Annotated in this window: 1 protein-coding gene and 1 pseudogene; both read right to left on the reverse strand. The window is 72.5% G+C overall.

Annotation, left to right across the window (positions count from 1 at the left end; all coding sequences use genetic code 11):
- Positions 1–3809 (reverse strand): annotated as a pseudogene (locus ACIOEW_RS23910) (type I polyketide synthase); the annotation flags it as partial.
- 100 nt (positions 3810–3909) lie between these two features.
- A complete protein-coding gene (locus ACIOEW_RS23915; protein WP_401965780.1) occupies positions 3910–20262 on the reverse strand; it encodes an SDR family NAD(P)-dependent oxidoreductase in 16353 nt (5450 codons plus the stop codon).
- Between the last annotated feature and the right edge of the window lie 38 nt (positions 20263–20300).

Below are 20300 nucleotides of genomic sequence, written 5' to 3' on the forward strand. Positions count from 1 at the left end.
GCCGGATCCACATCCACCAACACGAACCGGCCCGGATTCTCCGCCTGCGCCGCCCGCACCAACCCCCACACCGGCGCCACACACACATCCACACCCGCCTCCGCACCCACGGAAACCGCACCACGCGTCACCACCACCAACGGCCCAGCCTCATCACCCCCAAGCCACCCCTGAACCGCCTCCAACACCCCACCCAACACCGACCGCACACCCACCACCGGATCCACACCCACACCCACCGACGGCACCTCAAACACCGTCGACACCGTCGACACCGGCACACCACCACCAACAGACGCCACCAACGGCCGCCACACCACCTCATGCAACCCACCACCCACACCACCCGACCCGACCAACTGCTCCACCGACACCGGACGGAACATGAGTCCGCCGATCGTGGCCACAGGAGCGCCGTCCTGGTCCGCCAGGCTCAGCGTGAGGCTGCTGACGCCCTGGGGCGACAGCCGCACGCGCAGCGAGCGGGCGCCGGCGGCGTACAGGGACACGTTCGTCCAGGAGAAGGGCAGCTCGGTCGGCTCGTCGCCCGTGACATCCTCACCGACTCCCAACGCGTGCATGGTCGCGTCGAGCAGGGCGGGGTGCAGACCGAATCGTTCGGCGTCCCCGTGCGCCTGCTCGGGCAACTCCACCTCGGCGAAGACGTCGTCCCCGCGCCGCCACACGGCTTTGAGCCCCCGGAAGACGGGGCCGTAGACGTAACCCTGTTGGTGAAGCAGCTCGTAGGCGTCGTCCGTACGTACGGCGGTCGCGCCGGGCGGGGGCCATGCGGTGAGGTCGAACGCCGGCACCGACTCCCCCGCACCACCACCCACGACACCATCCGCATGCAACACCCACGCCCCACCCGCACCCGCATCCTCACGACGCGAATGCACCCGCACCGAACGACACCCCACCTCGTCCGGACCACCCACCACCACCTGCAACGCCACCCCACCACGCTCCGGAACAACCAACGGCGCCCGCAACGTCAACTCCTCCACCACCCCACAACCCACCTCATCCCCAGCACGCACCACCAACTCCACAAACGCAGCCCCCGGCAACAACACCGACCCCAACACCACATGATCCGCCAACCACCCCATCCCCTCCAACGACAACCGACCCGTCAACACCACACCACCCGAATCCGGCAACTCCACCACAGCGCCCAACACCGGATGATCAACCACCACCTGCCCCAAACCACCCGCATCCCCACCACCCACACACTCCAACCAAAACCGCTCACGCTGAAACGCATACGTCGGCAAACCAACACGCCGAGCACCCGAACCCTCAAAGAACCGAGCCCAATCCACCGGGACACCCGCCACATGCAGCTGACCCAGCGCAGCAACCGCCGAGGCCACCTCAGGACGCCCCTTACGCACCAACGGAACAAATACACCCGAGTCCACCGACTGCTGCGCCATCCCGCTCAGCACACCATCAGGACCCACCTCGACGAACGACGTCACACCCCGCGACACCACGAACGACACCGCATCCGCGAACCGCACCGCCTCGCGGACATGCCGCACCCAGTACTCCGGAGAACCCCAACCCTCGGACAGATCCCCGGACACACCCGACACCACGGGAATCGACGGAACACCGAACTCCAGCCCAGCCGCCACCGCCCCGAACTCCGCCAACATCGGCTCCATCAACGGCGAATGGAACGCATGCGACACCCGCAACACACTCGTCCTGCGCCCCTGACCGGCAAACTTCTCCACCAGATCAGCAACCGCCGCCTCCGTGCCCGAGACGACTACGGAACGCGGACCGTTGACCGCCGCGATCCCCACCTCACCGTTCAGCAACGGAAGCACCTCGGCCTCCGCCGCCTCCACCGCCACCATCGACCCACCGGCGGGAAGCGCCTGCATCAACCGACCACGCGCCACCACCAATTCAGCCGCATCCGCCAGCGACAGAGCCCCCGACACATGCGCAGCCGCGATCTCACCGACGGAATGACCGACCAGGAAGTCCGGACGCACACCCCACGACTCCACCAGCCGGAACAACGCCGTCTCCACCGCGAACAGACCGGCCTGAGCGAACATCGTCCCGTTCAACAGACCGGCATCCTCACCCCACACCACCTCACGCAGACTCACACCCAGCCGAGCATCCAACTCAACCAGCACCGCGTCGAACGCCTCGGCAAAGACCGGAAACGCCTCGTACAACTCCCGACCCATACCCAGCCGCTGCGCACCCTGGCCCGTGAACAGGAACGCCGTGGCACCAGCCGGCCGCACCGATCCGCTCACCACCGACGACGACAGCTCCCCCTCGGCGAGGGCTGCCAAGCCCCGTACGAGCTCCTCACGGTCCGCGGCCGCCACCACCGCACGATGCTCCAGTGCCGCACGCGAGACCGCCGACGAGAAGCCCACATCCAGCAGCGAAGAAGAGGCCTCCAGTTGCTTCAGCAGTTTCCCGGCCTGCGCCGACAGACCCGCCTCACTCTGGGCCGACAGCACGACCGGAACCACCGGCAGTTCAGCTGCAGCGACCGCCTCCGGCTCCTCCACCACCGGGGCCTGCTCAACGATCACGTGCGCGTTCGTCCCACTCAGACCGAACGACGACACACCCACCCGACGCGGACGATCCCGCTCCGGCCACACACGCGACTCCGTCAGCAGCTCCACCGCACCTGCGTCCCAGTCCACATGTGGTGAACGCGTCTTCGAGTGGAGGGACTTCGGCAGCACACCGTGCCGGATCGCCTGCACCGCCTTGATGACACCACCGACACCGGCGGCGGCCTGGGTGTGGCCCAGGTTCGACTTCAGCGAGCCCAGCCACAGCGGGTCGCCCTCCGGACGCCCCTGCCCATACGTCGCCAGCAACGCCTGAGCCTCGATCGGATCACCCAGGCGCGTCCCCGTCCCGTGGGCCTCCACCAGGTCCACGTCCGTGGTCGCGATCCCGGCGTTCTCCAGTGCCGCGCGGATCACCCGCTGCTGCGACGGGCCGTTGGGGGTGGTCATCCCGCTCGACGCGCCGTCCTGGTTGATGGCGCTTCCCCGGATGACCGCAAGGACCGGGTGCCCGTTCCGCCGGGCGTCCGAGAGGCGTTCGACCATCAGGACGCCGACGCCCTCCGAGCAGCCGGTTCCGTCGGCATCGGCGGCGAAGGACTTGCAGCGGCCGTCCTTCGCCATGCCCCGCTGGTGGCTGAAGTAGACGAACATGTCCGGCGTCGTCATCACCGTCACACCGCCCACCAGTGCCATCGAGCAGTCGCCTCGGCGCAGCGCCTGTCCTGCCCAGTGGAGGGCGACGAGCGAGGACGAGCACGCGGTGTCGACAGTGACGGCGGGGCCTTCGAGGCCCAGGGTGAAGGCGACGCGGCCGGTGACGAGGCTGCCGTCGCTCGTGCCCGGCCCGTAGTCGTGGTACATGACGCCGGCGAAGACACCGGTCCGGCTGCCCTTCAGAGAGAGGGGATCGATCCCCGCACTCTCCACAGCCTCCCAGGACGCCTCCAGCAACAACCGCTGCTGCGGATCCATCCCCAACGCCTCACGCGGCGAAATCCCGAACACCCCGGCATCGAAATCAGCCGCGTCATACAGGAAACCACCCTCACGCGTCACCGTACGATTCGGCTTCCCCGGCTCCGGATCGTAAAGCCCCTCCACATCCCACCCACGATCCACCGGAAACCCCGACACACCGTCCCGGCCCTCCGCCACCAGATCCCACAACTCATCCGGAGAACCCACACCACCCGGATAACGACACGCCATCCCCACGATCGCAATCGGCTCGGTGGCGTCGCCGGTGAGGCGGTCGTTGGCCGAGCGGAGTCGTTCGTTCTCGACCATGGTCGTGCGGAGGGCGGCGACCAACTGCTCTACAGATGCTTCCATGATGTTCTCAGCCCTCGCTCGGGTTCCGGGTCGGGTCGGCGGACGCGAGCGCGGCGCGCACCAGGTCGTCGACGTCCATGGTCCTGATCGCTTCGCCGGCCTGTGCGGCCTCGCCCTGTGGGGCGCGCGTGCCGGATTCGGTGGCGGGTGCGGGTGCCGCGGGTCGGGCGGCGAGTTTCAGCAGTGCGTCCAGCAGGCCGGACTCCCGGAGCGCGTCGACCGGGATGTCCGCGAGGGTCTGCCGGATGGAGGCGTCGGTCTCCGCACTTCCCGGGCCGCTCTGCGCGGGGGCGAGCACGGTGCCGGCAGGTACGTCCGGTGTGTTCTCGTCGAGGCCCGGCGGGAGTTCGTCGAGGAGGAAGTCGGCCAGCACCGTCGGGCTGGGGTAGTCGAACATGAGGGTCGCCGGGAGTCGGAGGCCCGTGGCCTTCTGCAGCCGGTTGCGCAGATCGATTGCGGCGAGCGAGTCGAGGCCGAGCTCGGTGAATCCCTTGGATACGTCGATGGTGGCCGGAACGCTGTGGCTGACGCCGGCGACCTGCTCGCGCACGACGTCCAGGACGGTGCGCCTGCGTTCGGCCGCCTTCATGCCGGACAGCCTTTTTTCCAGGGTCAGTTCGGTGGCGGCGGGAGCGGTCACCGCGGTGACGGCGGGTGCCCGCACCTCCTTGCGGGCGGCGGGCCGTTCCGGTGCGCCGAGCACGTCTTTCAGCAGGTGCGGCGGTTCGGCCGTGGCATGGCGATCGCGTTCCACCCGGATCGGTACGAGCACGGGGCGGTCGAGTTCCAGGGCCTCATCGAGAAGGGCAAGGCCTTCGGCGGTCGGCAGAGCGGGCATGCCCATGGTGCGCATGCGCCGCAGGTCGGCGTGGGTGACGCCGCCACCGAGGCCCGTCTTGGTCTCCCAGAGGCCGAACGCCAGCGACGTACCGGGAAGTCCGGCCGCGCGGCGGTGGTCGGAGAGGGCGTCCAGGAAGCGGTTGGCTGCGGCGTAGTTGCCCTGGCCGATGCCGACGACCAGGCCGGCGCAGGAGGAGAAGAGGATGAACGCCTTCAGGTCCATGCCGCGTGTCGCCTCGTGCAGGTTCCAGGCCGCGTCCACCTTGGGGCGCATCACCGTGTCGATCTGTGCGGGGGTGAGGGCGGCGAGCAGCGCGTTGTCCATGACCGCGGCCGCGTGGACCACCGCCGTCAGCGGGTGTGCGGCCGGTATCGCGGTCAGCAGTTCGTCGACGGCCGCACGGTCGGACGTGTCGCAGGCCGCGAGGGTGACGCGCGCGCCGAGTCCGTGCAGTGCGTCGCGGAGTTCGGTGGCTCCGGGTGCGTCCTGGCCGCGCCGTCCGGCGAGCAGGAGATGGCGTACGCCGTGCCGTTCCACCAGGTGGCGGGCGACGACGGCGCCGAGGCCGCTGGCCCCTCCGGTGATCAGCACGGTCCCCTCGGCGTCCCAGGGCAGGGGCACCGTGGGTGCTGTCGCCGGAACCCGGGCCAGGCGGGGCACCCGTACCTCGGCGCCGCGCAGGATCGCTTCGGGTTCGCCGGACGCGGCCACGGCGGGAAGCGACTCGCGGGCCGTGGCGCTGCCGTCGGAGTCGACGAGGACGAACCGGCCGGGGTACTCCTCCTGGGCGGCGCGCAGCAGCCCCCATACCGGAGCCTGGACCAGGTCCGCGGCGGTGTCGCTCTCCTCGACGGGGAGGGCGTCGCGGGTGACCACCATGAGGCGGGACCCGGCGTACCGCTCGTCCGCGAGCCAGGACTGGAGCGTGGCGAGGACCTGTCCGGTCACGGAGCGGACGGCCGCCGGGATGTCGTCGTGGTCCGTGGACCGCGGCACGGGCAGGACGACGACGTCGGGGACCGGGGCGCCACCGGTCAGCGCGGCGCCGAGGGCGGCGAGGTCGGGGTAGGCGGTTCCGGGTCCGGCGGCGGGTGTGCCTCCGGGATCGGCGCCGAGCACCGCCCAGCGGTCAGTGGCCGCGGCGACGGCCGCGCCGAGGGGCAGTTGCTGGGTGACCAGCTGGAACACGGTCTCGTGTTCACCGCCGCCACCCGCGGCGGCGGCCGCGTTGACCTTGGCCGCGGTGACGGGGCGGACCACGAGGGAGTCGATCGTGGCGACCGGGGTGCCCGTGGGGTCGGTGAGTTCGAGGCGTACCGCGTCCGACCCCTGTGACCGGTGGGATTCGACGGCGGTGATCCGCACCCGCAGCCGCGAGGAGCCGGCGGCGTGCAGGGTGACGCCGGACCAGGCGAACGGCAGCTGGGTGCCGCCGACATCCTGGGGGCGGCGCCCGTCCATGAAGTCGGTCGCGCTCAGCGCCGCGTCGAGGATCGAGGGGTGGAGACGGAAGTCCTTGCCGACGTCCAGGGAGTCCTCCGGCAGGGACACCTCCGCGAACGTCTCGCTGCCCCGGGACCAGATGCCGCGCAGTCCTCGGAACATGGGGCCGTAGCCGTAGCCCTGGCCGGTGAGGTAGTCGTACACACCGGAGATGTCGACCTCGGTCGCGCCCGTGGGCGGCCAGTCGGCCGGCGCGGGGGCGAAGGCGCCGGCAGGCGGCGCCTGTCCGCTTCCCGGGGCGAGTACGCCGCTGGCGTGCTTGCTCCAGGGTGCGCCGGCCGGGGCGTCGTCGGCGCGGGAGTAGACGGCGAGTGAGCAGCGCCCGCCCGCGTCGGGTGCGTCGACGACGACCTGGACGGCGAGTCCGCCGTGGGGCGGAAGCGGCATCAGTGCCTCGATGGTGAGTTCCTCCACCACCTCGCAGCCGACCTCCTCACCGGCCCGGATGGCCAGTTCGATGTAGCCGGTGCCGGGCAGCAGCACGGTCCCGAGGACGTCGTGGTCGGCGAGCCAGGGGTGGGTGCGGACGGAGAGGCGCCCGGTGAGCACCACGCCGCCGGCCTCCGGGGAGGCGACCACGGCACTGAGCAGCGGGTGCGCGGCGGCGGTCTGGCCGAGGCCGGTCACGTCGCCGCCGACGGGATCGGGGGCGTCGAGCCAGTAGGTGGTCCGGTCGAAGGCGTACGTGGGCAGCTCGACCTTGCGGCCGCCGCGACCGTCGAGGACGTCGGCCCAGCTGATGCCGGGTCCGGCGACGTGCAGCCGGGCGAGGGCTGCGAGCAGGGTGGGAACCTCCGGGCGGCCCTTGCGCAGGACGGGCACGGTGAGGGTGCCGGGCGAGTGGTGCGCGGTGGCCTCGGCGAGTGCGGTGAGCACCGCGTCGGGTCCGAGTTCCACGAAGCGGGTGACGCCCTGGCCCGCGAGGTGCGCGATGCCGTCGTCGAAACGGACGGCCTCGCGCACGTGACGTACCCAGTACTCGGGCGACGTCAGCTGCTCGGCGGTCGCTTCGGTTCCGGTCACATGGGACACGACGCGCATCGAGGGAGCGTTGTACGAGAGTGTCTCGGCGACCTTCCGGAACGCGTCGAGCATGGGTTCCATGAGCGGTGAGTGGAAGGCGTGCGACACCGTCAGCCGCTTCGTCCGGCGCCCCAGCGCGGCGAAGTGCTCCGCGACCGCGAGCGTCTCCTTCTCCGCCCCCGACACCACCACGGCCGACGGACCGTTCACCGCCGCCAGGCCCACGTCGCCGTTCAGCAGCGGAAGCACTTCCGCCTCCGAAGCGGCCACCGCCACCATCACCCCACCGGCAGGAAGCGCCTGCATCAACCGACCCCGCGCCACCACCAGTTCGGCCGCATCCGCCAGCGACAGCACACCCGCGACATGGGCCGCCGTGATCTCGCCGATGGAATGTCCGGCCAGCACATCGGCCCGCACACCCCAGGACTCCACCAGCCGGAACAGCGAGGTCTCCACCGCGAACAACCCCGCCTGCGCGAACATCGTCCCGTTCAACAGGCCCGCGTCCTCACCCCACACCACCTCACGCAGACTCACACCCAACCGGGCATCCAACTCCGCGAGCACCGCATCGAACGCCTCCGCGAACACCGGAAACGCCCCGTACAACTCCCTGCCCATGCCAAGCCGTTGAGCACCCTGCCCCGTGAACAGGAACGCCGTCAGACCCTCCGCCGAAGAACCAGCCGACGTGACGACATCCGCAGACTCCCGGCCCGCCACCAGATCCGACAACGCACGCACCACCGCCCCACGATCCGCGGACAGCACCACCGCACGGTGATCCAACACCGCACGCGTCGTCGCCAACGAATACCCCAAGTCCACCAGCGACTCGTCGGAGTGGGCTTCCACATGGGCGAGAAGGCGCTCCGCCTGCGCCGTAAGGGCCGTGGCGCTCCGGGCGGAGAGCGGCAGCGGTACAACGGGGAGCGGCACGACGGGCAGCCGGGCAGCGGTGCCGTCCGGTTCGCCGTCCTCGGCCGCCGGGGCCTCTTCGATGATGACGTGGGCGTTGGTACCGCTGAGCCCGAAGGAGGAGACGCCGGCCCTTCGGGGCCGGTCGTGCGCCGCCCAGGTGACCGGCTCGGTCAGCAGTCGTACGCCACCGGCCTCCCAGTCCACCTGCGGTGACGGCTCGTCGACGTGCAGGGTCCGGGGCAGCAGGCCGTTGCGCAGGGCCATCACCATCTTGATGACTCCGCTGACACCTGCGGCGGCCTGGGCGTGCCCGATGTTCGACTTGACCGAGCCGAGCCACAGCGGGTGGTCGGCGGGGCGGCCCTGGCCGTACGTGGCGAGCAGTGCCTGCGCCTCGATCGGGTCGCCCAGCCGGGTGCCGGTGCCGTGTCCCTCCACCGCGTCCACGTCGGCGGGGGTGAGTCCCGCGGCCGACAGGGCCTTGTGGATGACGCGCTGCTGGGAGGGTCCGTTGGGGGCGGTCAGGCCGTTGGAGGCGCCGTCCTGGTTGATGGCGCTGCCCCGGACCACCGCGAGGACGGGGTGCCCGTTGCGGCGGGCGTCGGAGAGGCGCTCCACCAGCAGGAGGCCGACACCCTCGGACCAGCTCGTGCCGTCGGCGGCGCCCGCGAACGCCTTGGAGCGTCCGTCGGCCGCGAGTCCGCGCTGCCGGCTGAAGTCGACGAAGATCTCCGGGGTCGGCATGACCGTGACACCGCCCGCCAGGGCGAGGTCGATCTCGCCGGTGCGCAGCGCCTGGCAGGCCATGTGGAGGCTGACCAGGGAGGAGGAGCAGGCCGTGTCGACGGTGACGGCGGGCCCTTCGAGGCCCAGCGCGTAGGCGACGCGGCCGGAGGCGATACTGCCCGCGCTGCCGTTGCCGAGGTAGCCGGCCAGGTCGTCGGGGACGTCGGTGACCCGGCTGCCGTACTCGTGGTACATCACACCGGCGTACACACCGGTCTGGCTGCCGCGCAGTGTCTCCGGGTCGATTCCGGCGCGCTCGAACGTCTCCCACGCGGACTGGAGCAGCAGCCGCTGCTGCGGGTCCATCGCGAGGGCCTCGCGCGGCATGATGCCGAAGAACTCGGGGTCGAACTCGGCTGCGTCGTAAAGGAATCCGCCTTCGCGCACGTAGGTGCGGCCGGGGAGTCCGGGCTCGGGGTCGTAGAGGGCGTCGGCGTCCCAGCCACGGTCTGCGGGGAAGTCACCGATGGCGTCGACACCGTCCGCGACGAGGTCCCACAGGTCTTCGGGTGAGCGGACGCCTCCGGGGAAGCGGCAGCTGATGGCGACCACGGCGATCGGGTCGTCGTCGACGGCCGCGAGCGGGGTGGCGGTGAGAGCGACGGTGGTGGTCGTGCCGGTGAGCAGGGTGTCGAGATGTCCGGCCACGGCACGGGAGTTGGGGTAGTCGAAGACCAGCGTCGCAGGCAGCCGCAGCCCTGTGGAGCCGACCAGCAGGTTGCGCAGTTCCACGGCGGCGAGGGAGTCGAATCCCTGGTCGCGGAAGGCCGTGTCGGGCCCGACCGCCTCGGGGGTCGGCTGGCCGAGGACGGAGGCGACCTGGGTGCGGACCGTGTCCAGCAGGATGCGGGCCCGCTCGTCGGGGGTCGCACCGGCCAGGCGGCGTTCCAGGGCGGAGCCGGTGGCGGCCGCCCGGACGGTGCGGCGAGCGGGGGTACGGACCCGGCCGCGCAGCAGTGCGGGCACCTCGTCGCTCCGGGCGGCGAGCGCCGCCGCGTCGATGGCGAGGGGGACGACGACCGCGTCCTCGGCGACGAGGGCGGCGTCGAAGAGCTCCAGGCCCCGGTCGGCGGGGAGGGCGGGCAGGCCGAGCCGGCGCATCCGCTCCAGGTCGGCTTCGGTGAGGTCGCCGCCGAGCCCGGTGCTGACCTCCCACATGCCGAACGCGAGGGACGTCGCGGGCAGTCCGGCCGCCGCGCGGTGGGTGGCGAGGGCGTCCAGGAAGACGTTGGCCGCCGCGTAGTCGGCCTGTCCGGCCGCGAGGACGAGGCCGCCTGCCGAGGAGAACATGACGAATGCGGTGAGATCGGTGTCCCTGGTCAGCTCGTGCAGATGCCAGGCGCCCTCGGCCTTGGGGCGCAGGACGGCATCGAACCGTTCGGGCGTGAGGCTGCCGACCAGGCCGCCGTCGGCGACCGCCGCGGCGTGCACGACGGCGCGCAGCGGGCGTGCGGCGTCGATCCCGGCGAGCAGGGCGGCCAGCCCCTCGCGGTCGGCCACATCGCACGCGGCGATCTTCACCTGTGCTCCGAGCCCCGCCAGTTCGGCGGCGAGTGCCTCCGCGCCGGGCGCCTCCATGCCGCGCCGGCCGGCCAGGAGGAGGTGCCGTACGCCATGCTCGGTGACGAGGTGGCGCGCGACGAGTGCGCCGAGGCCGCTGGTGCCTCCGGTGACCAGTACGGTGCCCTCGGTGTCCCACGGGGCGGACCGTGCAGGCTCGGCGGTGGTGGCGCGGACCAGCCTCGGCACCCAGGACTCGCCGCCGCGCAGGGCGGATTCGGGTTCACCGGACGCGACGGCCGCGGAGAGGGCGGCCTCCGTCGCCTCGGACTCGTCCTCGACGTCGAGGAGGTGGAACCGGCCCGGGTTCTCGGCCTGTGCGGCACGCACCAGACCCCATACCGGTGCCTGGACCGGGTCCACGTCCTCGGCGGACCGCACGGGCACGGCGCGCCGGGTGACCACGACGAGGGGGTCGGTGCCCGCCTCCGGGTCGGCGAGCCGGTCGCGTATCTCGCCGAGCACCCGGTGGGTGAGGGCGCGCACGGCGTCCGGGACGTGCTGGCCCTCGGGCGATGCCGGGCAGTGCAGGACGGTGTACGCGGTGGCGGCGTCGGCCTTCGCGGCGGCGGGCTCCGTCCGCTGCCAGACGATCCGGTGGAGGGCGGCGGAGGGTGCGCCCGAGGCCGCGGCGATCTGCTCCGGCGAGACCGGGCGTGAGACGAGCGACTCCACGGTGGCCACCGGTGCGCCGCTCTCGTCGGCGACCAGGATGGCGGACACCTCGTCGCCGCGGATTCGCTGGATGTGGACGCGTAGCGAGGGGGTTCCGGCGGCGTGCAGGGTGACGCCGTTCCACGAGAAGGGCAGCAGGGTGGCCGCGTCGGCGGCCGGGTCCGTCAGCAGATCGGCGTGCATGGCCGCGTCGAGGAGCGCGGGGTGCAGCCCGAAGGCCGGCGCCTCGTCGCGGGCGGCACCGTCGAGGGCGACCTCTGCGAACACGTCGTCGCCGCGCCGCCAGGCCGCGCGCAGGCCCTGGAAGGCGGGGCCGTAGGCGTAGCCGCGCTCGCGCAGCCGCTCATAGGCGGATGCGACGTCGACCGGGGTGGCGCCGGCCGGCGGCCACTGGGTGAGGTCGAAGGCGGGTTCGGATGCCTCGCGGGTGAGGGTGCCGTGGGCATGTCTGGTCCACGGGGCGTCGGGGTCCGAGGAGCCGCGCGAGTGGATGCTGACGGTGCAGGCGCCGGAGGGGTCCGGTGCGCCGACGACGACGCGCAGGGCGACACCTCCCCGGGCCGGCAGCGTCAGCGGCGCTTCGAGGAGCAGCTCCTCGATCCGGCCGCAGCCGACGTGGTCGCCCGCCCGGATCGCCAGCTCGACGAAGCCGGTGCCCGGCAGCAGCACGCTGCCCAGCACGCCGTGGTCCGCGAGCCACGGCTGGGTGCCGGTCGCGAGCCGCCCCGTGAGGACGACCCCACCGTCGTCCGGCGTCGCCACTGCGGCGCTCAGCAGGGGGTGGGTGACAGCTTCGAGACCGACCGCGTCCAGGTCGCCGGGGGCGGTGGCCAGGTCGAGCCAGTAGCGCTGGTGCTGGAAGGCGTAGGTGGGCAGGTCCGGGCCCTGTCCGATGCCGTGGAGACCGAAGAAGGTGTCCCAGGCGACGGTGACACCGCGTGTGTGGGCGCGACCGACGGCGGCGAGGAGTTCGCGGACCTCGGGCCGGTTCCGTCGCAGCGACGGGACGAACGCCGTCGCCTCCGCGTCCTGGACGCAGTCCTGGCCCATGCCGCTGAGCACGGCGTCCGGTCCGATCTCGATGTACGAGGTGACGCCGCGGTCCTCCAGGAACCGGACCGCGTCGGCGAACCGCACGGCCTCGCGGACATGGCGCACCCAGTACTCCGGCGAGCCCCAGCCCTCGGACAGGTCCCCGGAAACACCCGACACGACAGGAATCGACGGGGCACCGAACGACAGCCCGGCCACCACCGCCCCGAACTCCGCCAACATCGGCTCCATCAACGGCGAATGGAAGGCGTGAGACACCCGCAACACACTCGTCCTGCGGTCCTGCGCCTCGAACGTCGCGACCAGCTCGCGAACCGCCGCCTCCGTACCCGAGACGACCACGGAACGCGGACCGTTGACCGCAGCGATCCCCACCTCACCGTTCAGCAACGGAAGCACCTCAGCCTCCGTCGCCTCCACCGCCACCATCGACCCACCAGCGGGAAGCGCCTGCATCAACCGACCACGCGCCACCACCAGTTCAGCCGCATCCGCCAGGGACAGAGCACCCGACACATGCGCAGCCGCAATCTCACCAACCGAGTGACCCACCAGGAAGTCCGGACGCACACCCCACGACTCCACCAGCCGGAACAACGCCGTCTCCACCGCGAACAGACCGGCCTGAGCGAACATCGTCCCGTTCAGCAGACCGGCATCCTCACCCCACACCACCTCACGCAGACTCACACCCAACCGGGCATCCAACTCAGCCACCACCGCATCGAACGCCTCCGCGAACACCGGAAACGCCCCGTACAACTCCTGCCCCATACCAAGCCGCTGCGCACCCTGACCCGTGAACAGGAACGCAACCTTGCCCTCGCTCACCACGTCCCGCACCGGACCGCCGCCGGAGGCCAACACCTCCAGAGCGGCGGCGAGTTCAGCACGGTCGGCCCCGAGCGCGACGGCGCGGTGGTCCAGAGCGGCGCGGGTCGTCGCGAGAGCGTGGCCCGTTGCTGCGAGTGCGTCGTCGGGGACGGTCGCGAGGTGGCTGAGCAGGCGCGTCGCCTGGGCGCTCAGCGCGTCCGGGGTCCTCGCCGAGATCGGCCAGGCGACCGGGCCGGTCGTGGACCCGGCCTGCTCGGGTGCGTCCTGCGGCGTGGTGGCGGGCGGTGTGACGGCGGGCGGCTCCTCGATGATCACGTGGGCGTTGGTGCCGCTGATACCGAACGACGAGATTCCCGCCCGGCGAGGACGGCCGTGCGCGGGCCATGCGGTGGGGCCGGTCAGCAGCGCGACGGCTCCGGAGTCCCAGTCCACCTGGGGGGACGGCTCGTCGGCGTGCAGGGTCGCGGGCAGGGTGCCGTGGCGCATGGCCTGCACCATCTTGATGATGCCCGCCACGCCGGCCGCCGCCTGGGTGTGGCCCATGTTGGACTTGATGGAGCCGAGCAGCAGCGGGCTGTCGGCGGCGGGGCGCTCCTGGCCGTACGTCTCCAGCAGCGCCTGGGCCTCGATCGGGTCGCCCAGGACGGTGCCGGTGCCATGGCCCTCGACGGCGTCGACGTCTGCCGGGGTAAGGCCGGCGACGCTCAACGCCCGTCGGATGACCCGCTGTTGGGCCGGGCCGTTGGGGGCCGTGAGGCCGTTGGAGGCCCCGTCGGAGTTGACGGCGGAGCCCCGGACGATACCGAGCACGCGGTGGCCGTTGCGTTCGGCGTCGGAGAGCCGCTCCAGCAGGAGCATGCCGACGCCCTCGCCCCAGCCGGTGCCGTCGGCACCGCTGCCGAACGACTTGCACCGCCCGTCGGTGGCCAGGCCTCGCTGCCTGCTCATGTCGACGAACGTGTCCGGGGTGGACATGACGGTGACGCCGCCCGCGAGGGCGAGGGCACAGTCGCCCCGGCGCAGCGCCTGGGCGGCCCAGTGCAGGGCGACGAGGGAGGACGAGCAGGCGGTGTCGACGGTGACGGCGGGGCCTTCGATGCCCAGGGTGTAGGCGACCCGTCCGGAGACCACGCTGGCGAGGCTGCCGTTGCCGTGGTAGCCGGCCACGTGCTCGGGCAGCGGGCCGAGCCGCAGCCCCCAGTCGTGGTACATCACACCGGCGAAGACACCGGTGTCGCTCCCGCGCAGGGTGTGCGGATCGATGCCCGCGCGTTCGACGGTCTCCCAGGCGATCTCCAGCAGCAGCCGCTGCTGGGGGTCCATGGCCTGGGCCTCGCGGGGGCTGATGCCGAAGAACTCGGCGTCGAAGTCGGCCGCCCCGTAAAGGAATCCGCCCTGATCGGTGAGGCTCTTGCCCGGCGTGCCGGGATCGGTGTCGTGGATGTCGGTGGCCCAGCCGCGGTCGGTGGGGAATGCCGAGACGACGTCGCGTCCCTCCTCGACGAGCTGCCAGAGCTCCTCGGGCGAGGTCACGCCGCCGGGGTAGCGGCAGGCCATGGAAACGATGGCGATGGGATCGTCGTCGAACGCGGTGGGGGCGGCCGGAGCGCGCCGTCCGGCCTGCTGCTCCGCGTCGCCGCCGAGCCGGGAGGCCAGGTGGTCGGCGAGGGCTCCGGGCGAGGGATAGTCGAAGACGAGCGTGGCCGTGAGTGGCAGGCCGGTGGCGGCGCTGAGCCGGTTGCGGAGTTCGACGGCCGCGAGGGAGTCGAAGCCCATCTCGTTGAACGCCCTTGTGGTGAGGACGCGTTCGGGACCGTCGTGGCCGAGGACTGCGGCCACCTGGGTACGGACCAGATCGAGGAGGGCCTCGCCGCGCTCCGAGCGGGTCAGGCCGCTCAGGCTCCGCGCGAGTGACTGTTCGACGCTGACCCCGCCGCCGCCCACGGCGCGGCGGGGCGGACGGACCAGGGCGCGCAGAAGGGCCGGGACGTCGTCGGCGCGGGCGTTGAGTGTGCGCAGGTTCAGCCGTACCGGCACGACGGCCGGGTGGCCGACGGTGGTGATCGCACGGTCCAGGAGGGCGAGGTTCTCCGCGACGGACAGGGGCTGGAGGCCGAGCCGCTCGATGCGCCGCAGCGCGGCCTCGTCGAGGCTGCCGCCCATGCCGCCGGTGCCGGTCCACAGCCCCCAGGCGAGGGAGGTCGCGGGGAGGCCGAGGGCTGCGCGGTGGGTGGCCAGTGCGTCGAGGAAGACGTTGGCGGCGGCGTAGTTCCCCTGTCCCGCGCCGTCCAGGAGGGTGGCGGTGGAGGAGAACAGGACGAACGCCGACAGGTCGCTGTCACGGGTGAGCTCGTGCAGGTTCCAGGCCCCGTCGGCCTTGGGTCGCAGGACGGTGTCCAGGCGGGCGTCGTCGAGCGAGTCGACCAGTGCGTCGTCGAGCACCCCCGCCGCGTGCACCACGGCGCTCAGCGGCAGCCGCTCCGGTACGGCGGCCAGCACGTCGGCCAGCGCCTCGCGGTCGGCGGCGTCGCAGGCCGCGATCACGACCTCGGCACCGAGCGCGGTCAGCTCGGCGCGCAGCTCCTCGGCACCGGGGGCGTCCGCGCCCCGGCGGCCGGTGAGCAGCAGTCCGCGTACACCGTGTGCGGTGACCAGGTGCCGGGCGACCGTGGCGCCGACGCCGCCGGTGCCACCGGTGATCAGAACGGTGCCGTCGGTGCGCCAGGGAGTGGCTGCGGTGTCCGGCGCCTGTGTGGTGCGGATCAGCCGTGGGGCGTGCAACCGGCCGTCGCGCAGGGCGATTTCGGGCTCGTCCGAGTCGGCGGTGAGGCGCAGCAGTTCGTCCGTGCCGAGGGAGCCGTCGGTGTCGAGCAGGAGGAAGCGGCCGGGGTGTTCGGCCTGCGCCGAGCGCACCAGGCCCCAGACGGGCGCCTGGGCGAGTGCGGCCTGCTCGCCGGTGGCGGCGGCGACCGCGCCCCGGGTGAGTACGGTCAGGCGCGCGGTGGTGGACCTCTCGTCGGTGAGCCAGTCGCGTACGGCCGTCAGCGTGGTGCCGAGGACGGTGCGGACGTCGGCGGCGACGTCGGTTCCGGTCGGCGCGGGGCAGGCGTGGACGGCGGCGTCGGGGTTCGTCGAGGTGGCGGCGGGGGTCGGCAGCGGGGTCCACCGGACGTGGTGGAGCGCGTCGGGGTGGGCGGTGGCGGCCAGTCCGCCGGCGGCGAGGGGCCGGACGAGGAAGGAGTCGACGGAGGCCACCGGGGCTCCGGTGGCGTCGGCCAGTTCGAGGGCGACCTCGTCGGTGCCGGTGGCGGTGACGCGGACCCGCAGCGTGGTCGCGCCCGCCGCGTGCAGGGTGACGCCGGTCCAGGCGAAGGGCAGCAGGATGCGGTCGTCAGGGCCGTCCGTGGCGGCCGCTGTGGCGAAGTCCGTGGCGTGCAGGACCGCGTCGAGGAGTGCGGGGTGGAGTCCGTAGGCGGAGGCCGGGTCGCCTGCCGTGTCGGGCAGCCGTACCTCGGCGAACACCTCGCCCTCTTCTGCCTTCCAGACCGCTCGCAGACCGTGGAAGGCGGGGCCGTATCCGTAGCCCTGCGTGGCCAGGTCACCGTAGAGGCCGGTGATGTCGAGAGCCTCGGCGCCGGGGGGCGGCCAGGTGCCGGCCGCGAACTCCGCGGTCTGCGGCCCGGTCAGGTCCCGGGGCGCGAGGCGGCCGGTGGCGTGACGGGTCCACGGGGCGTCGGCGGGGGCGTCCTCGTCGCGTGAGTAGAAGGCGACGGCGCGACGGCCGGCGGTGTCGGGGGCGTCGACAACGATCTGGAGGGCGACGCCGCCCGTGGTGGGCAGGGTCAGCGGGGCCGCCATGACCAGTTCGTCGAGGCGTTCGCAGCCGGTCTGTTCACCGGCCCGGACCGCGAGGTCGACGAACGCGGTGCCGGGCAGCAGGACATGGCCGTCGATCACGTGGTCGGCGAGCCAGGGGTGCGAGCGCAGCGAGACCCGTCCGGTGAGGACCGCGCCACCGGTGTCCGCGAGGCCCACCACCGCGCCCAGCAGGGGGTGGTCGGCGGCCATCTGGCCGAGCGCCGTCGCGTCCTGGGCGGCGTCGGGGGCGCTGAGCCAGAACCGCTCGCGCTGGAAGGCGTAGGTGGGCAGGTCGACGCGGTGGGCGCCGGCACCGGCGAAGAAGGCGTGCCAGTCGACGCGGGTGCCGCGTGCGTGGGCGACGGCCAGGGAGCTGAGCAGCTGGTACGCCTCGTCGTGCCCGCGGCGCAGGAGCGGGGTGAACACCGCGGACGGGTCGGCGCTCGCGCGGCCCATGGCGCAGAGCACCGGGTCGGGTCCGAGTTCGAGGAAGGTGGCGACCTCCCGGTCCGTGAGGGAGGCGACGGCGTCGTGGAAGCGTACGGGCGCGCTGATGTGCCGTACCCAGTATTGGGGGTCGGTGAGTTCCCCGGCGGTGGCGAGTCCGCCGGTGAGGGCGGAGACGACGGGCAGCTTCGGCGCGTTGTAGGTGAGGATCCGGGCGATCTGCCGGAACTCGTCGAGCATGGGTTCCATCAGCGGCGAGTGGAACGCGTGGCTGACCCGGAGCCGCTTGGTGCGGTGGCCGTCGGCCTCCAGCCGGGCGGCGAGGGCGGTGACCGTGTCCTCGTCCCCGGAAAGGACGACCGAGCGGGGGCCGTTGACCGCGGCGATGCTCACCGTGTCGCGGCAGTGTGCGAGGAGCGGCTCCACCGTCTCCTCGTCCGCCTCCACGGCGATCATGGCGCCGCCCTCGGGCAGTGCCTGCATCAGCCGGCCGCGTGCGGCGACGAGGGTGGCGGCGTCGTCGAGCGAGAGCACACCGGCGACGTGTGCGGCGGTCAGCTCGCCGATGGAGTGCCCGGCCACGTAGTCGGGGTGGACGCCCCAGGACTCCAGGAGCCTGAACAGGGCGACCTCGACGGCGAAGAGGGCAGCCTGCGCGTACATGGTGCGGTCCAGCAGGGCCGCCTCGGGGGTGTCCTCGTCGGCGAACAGAACGTCCCACAGGGAGCGGTCGAGCTGGAGGTCGAGATAGCCGATGGCGTTGTCGAGGGCCTTGGCGTAGACCGGGTAGGCGTCGTACAGGCGGCGCCCCATGGCGAGGCGCTGGCTGCCCTGGCCGGTGAAGAGGAACGCGGTGCCGCCGCCGGTGACCGAGGTGAACACGCCGGGGGCGTCGCGGCCGTCCGCCACGGCGCGCAGCCCGTCGAGGAGGCCCGCGCGGTCTCCGGTGAGCACCACGGCGCGGTGCGGCAGCGCGGAGCGGGTGGTCGCCAGGGAGTGGGCGAGGTCGACCGGCCGGGCGCCGGGGGTCTTCTCGATGTGTGTCAGCAGGCGTCGCGCCTGGTCGCGCAGGGCGGCCTCGCTCTTCGCCGAGAGCGTTGCCGGCAGGGGTCGTCCGTCCTCGGCCGGGGTGCCGTCACCCTCGGCGGCGGCGCTCTGCGTGGTCTCGGCCGGCGGTTCCTCGACGACGATGTGGGCGTTGGTGCCGCTGACGCCGAAGGAGGAGACGGCGGCCCGGCGGGTGCGTTCGCCGGGCGTCCACGGGACGGGTTCGGTCAGCAGGCGGACCTCCCCCGCCGACCAGTCGACGTTGGGCGAGGGTGCGTCGACGTGCAGCGTCGCGGGAAGCAGACCGTGACGCATCGCCATGATCATCTTGATCAGGCCGGCCGAGCCCGCAGCCGCCTGGGTGTGGCCGATGTTGGACTTCACCGAACCGAGCCGGACCGGTCCCCCGGTGCGCTCCTGCCCGTACGTGGCGATCAGCGCCTGGGCCTCGATCGGGTCGCCGAGCGTGGTGCCCGTGCCGTGCGCCTCGACGGCGTCGACGTCGCCGGTGGTGAGTCCGGCGTCCGCGAGTGCCTGGCGGATGACCTGGCGCTGGGCGCGGCCGCTCGGCGCGGTCAGGCCGTTGGACGCGCCGTCCTGGTTGATGGCGGTGCCGCGTATGACGGCGAGGACCGGGTGGTTGTTGGCCCGTGCGTCGGAGAGGCGTTCCAGGACGAACACACCGGCGCCCTCGGCGAACGCGGTGCCGTCCGCGGCGGCGGCGAACGCCTTGACCGTGCCGTCGGCCGCGAGACCGCGCTGTCGCGCGAACGCGGTGAACACGCCGGGGCTGCCCATGACGGCGACCCCGCCGGCCAGCGCGAGGGTGCACTCGCCGCGCCGCAGGGACTGGACGGCGAGGTGGATGCCGACGAGCGAACCCGAGCAGGCGGTGTCGACGGTCAGCGCGGGGCCTTCCAGGCCGAGCGTGTAGGCGACCCGGCCGGAGACGACGCTGGGTGCGTTGCCGCTGAGCAGGTATCCGTCCAGCCCGTCCGGCGCCTCGTGCAGGCGCATCGCGTACTCCTGCGGCTCGGCGGCGACGAAGACGCCGGTCCGGCTGGAACGCAGGGTCCGCGCGTCGATCCCGGCCCGCTCCACGGCCTCCCACACGGTCTCCAGCACGAGGCGCTGCTGCGGGTCCATCGCGAGGGCTTCACGGGGGCTGATGGAGAAGAAGTCCGCGTCGAACTCGGCAGCACCGGACAGGAATCCGCCGTGGCGGGCGTAGGTGGTGCCGGGGGCCGTGGGGTCGTCGTCGAAGAGGCGGTCGAGGTCCCAGCCCCGGTCGGTGGGGAAGTCGTCGCGGACGTGGGTGCCGTCGGCCACCAGCTGCCACAGGTCCTCGGGGGACGACACATCACCGGGGTAGCGGCAGCCGATGCCGACGACGGCGATCGGGTCGTCGGTGGCGATGCCCGGTGAGAAGACCGGATCGGGCAGATCGGGCAGGCCCAGGGCCTCGGTGCGCAGATGCGCGGCGAGGGCGGCCGGTGAGGGGTGGTCGAAGGCGACGGTAGGGGGCAGGGGGAGGCCGGTGGCGTCGATCAGCCGGGCGTGCAGCGCCACCAGCGCCACGGAGTCGAGCCCCAGCTCGCGGAAGGCACGTGCCGGGTCCACGGTCTGCGTGGTGTCCGGCCGGGTCTGCCGCAGTACGGCCGTGGTGCTCTCACGCACCAGGTCCAGCAGCACCCGGGTCTGCTCCGAGGTGGGGAGGGATTCCAGCTCACGCACGAGTGCGGCCTGCTGCACCGTGCCCCCGTCCGGCACACCGTCGGTGCCAGAGACGAAGTTTTCCGACTCAGTCATCTGCACTCCACACAATTGTCGCCCGTCACCGGACGGAA

Source organism: Streptomyces sp. NPDC087901 (genome assembly GCF_044742205.1).
Classification (GTDB): domain Bacteria; phylum Actinomycetota; class Actinomycetes; order Streptomycetales; family Streptomycetaceae; genus Streptomyces.

Bases quoted from the DNA above. Each gene is read 5' to 3' on its own strand.
- ACIOEW_RS23915 (WP_401965780.1), bottom strand. From the start codon at position 20,262: ATGACTGAGTCGGAAAACTTCGTCTCTGGCACCGACGGTGTGCCGGAC.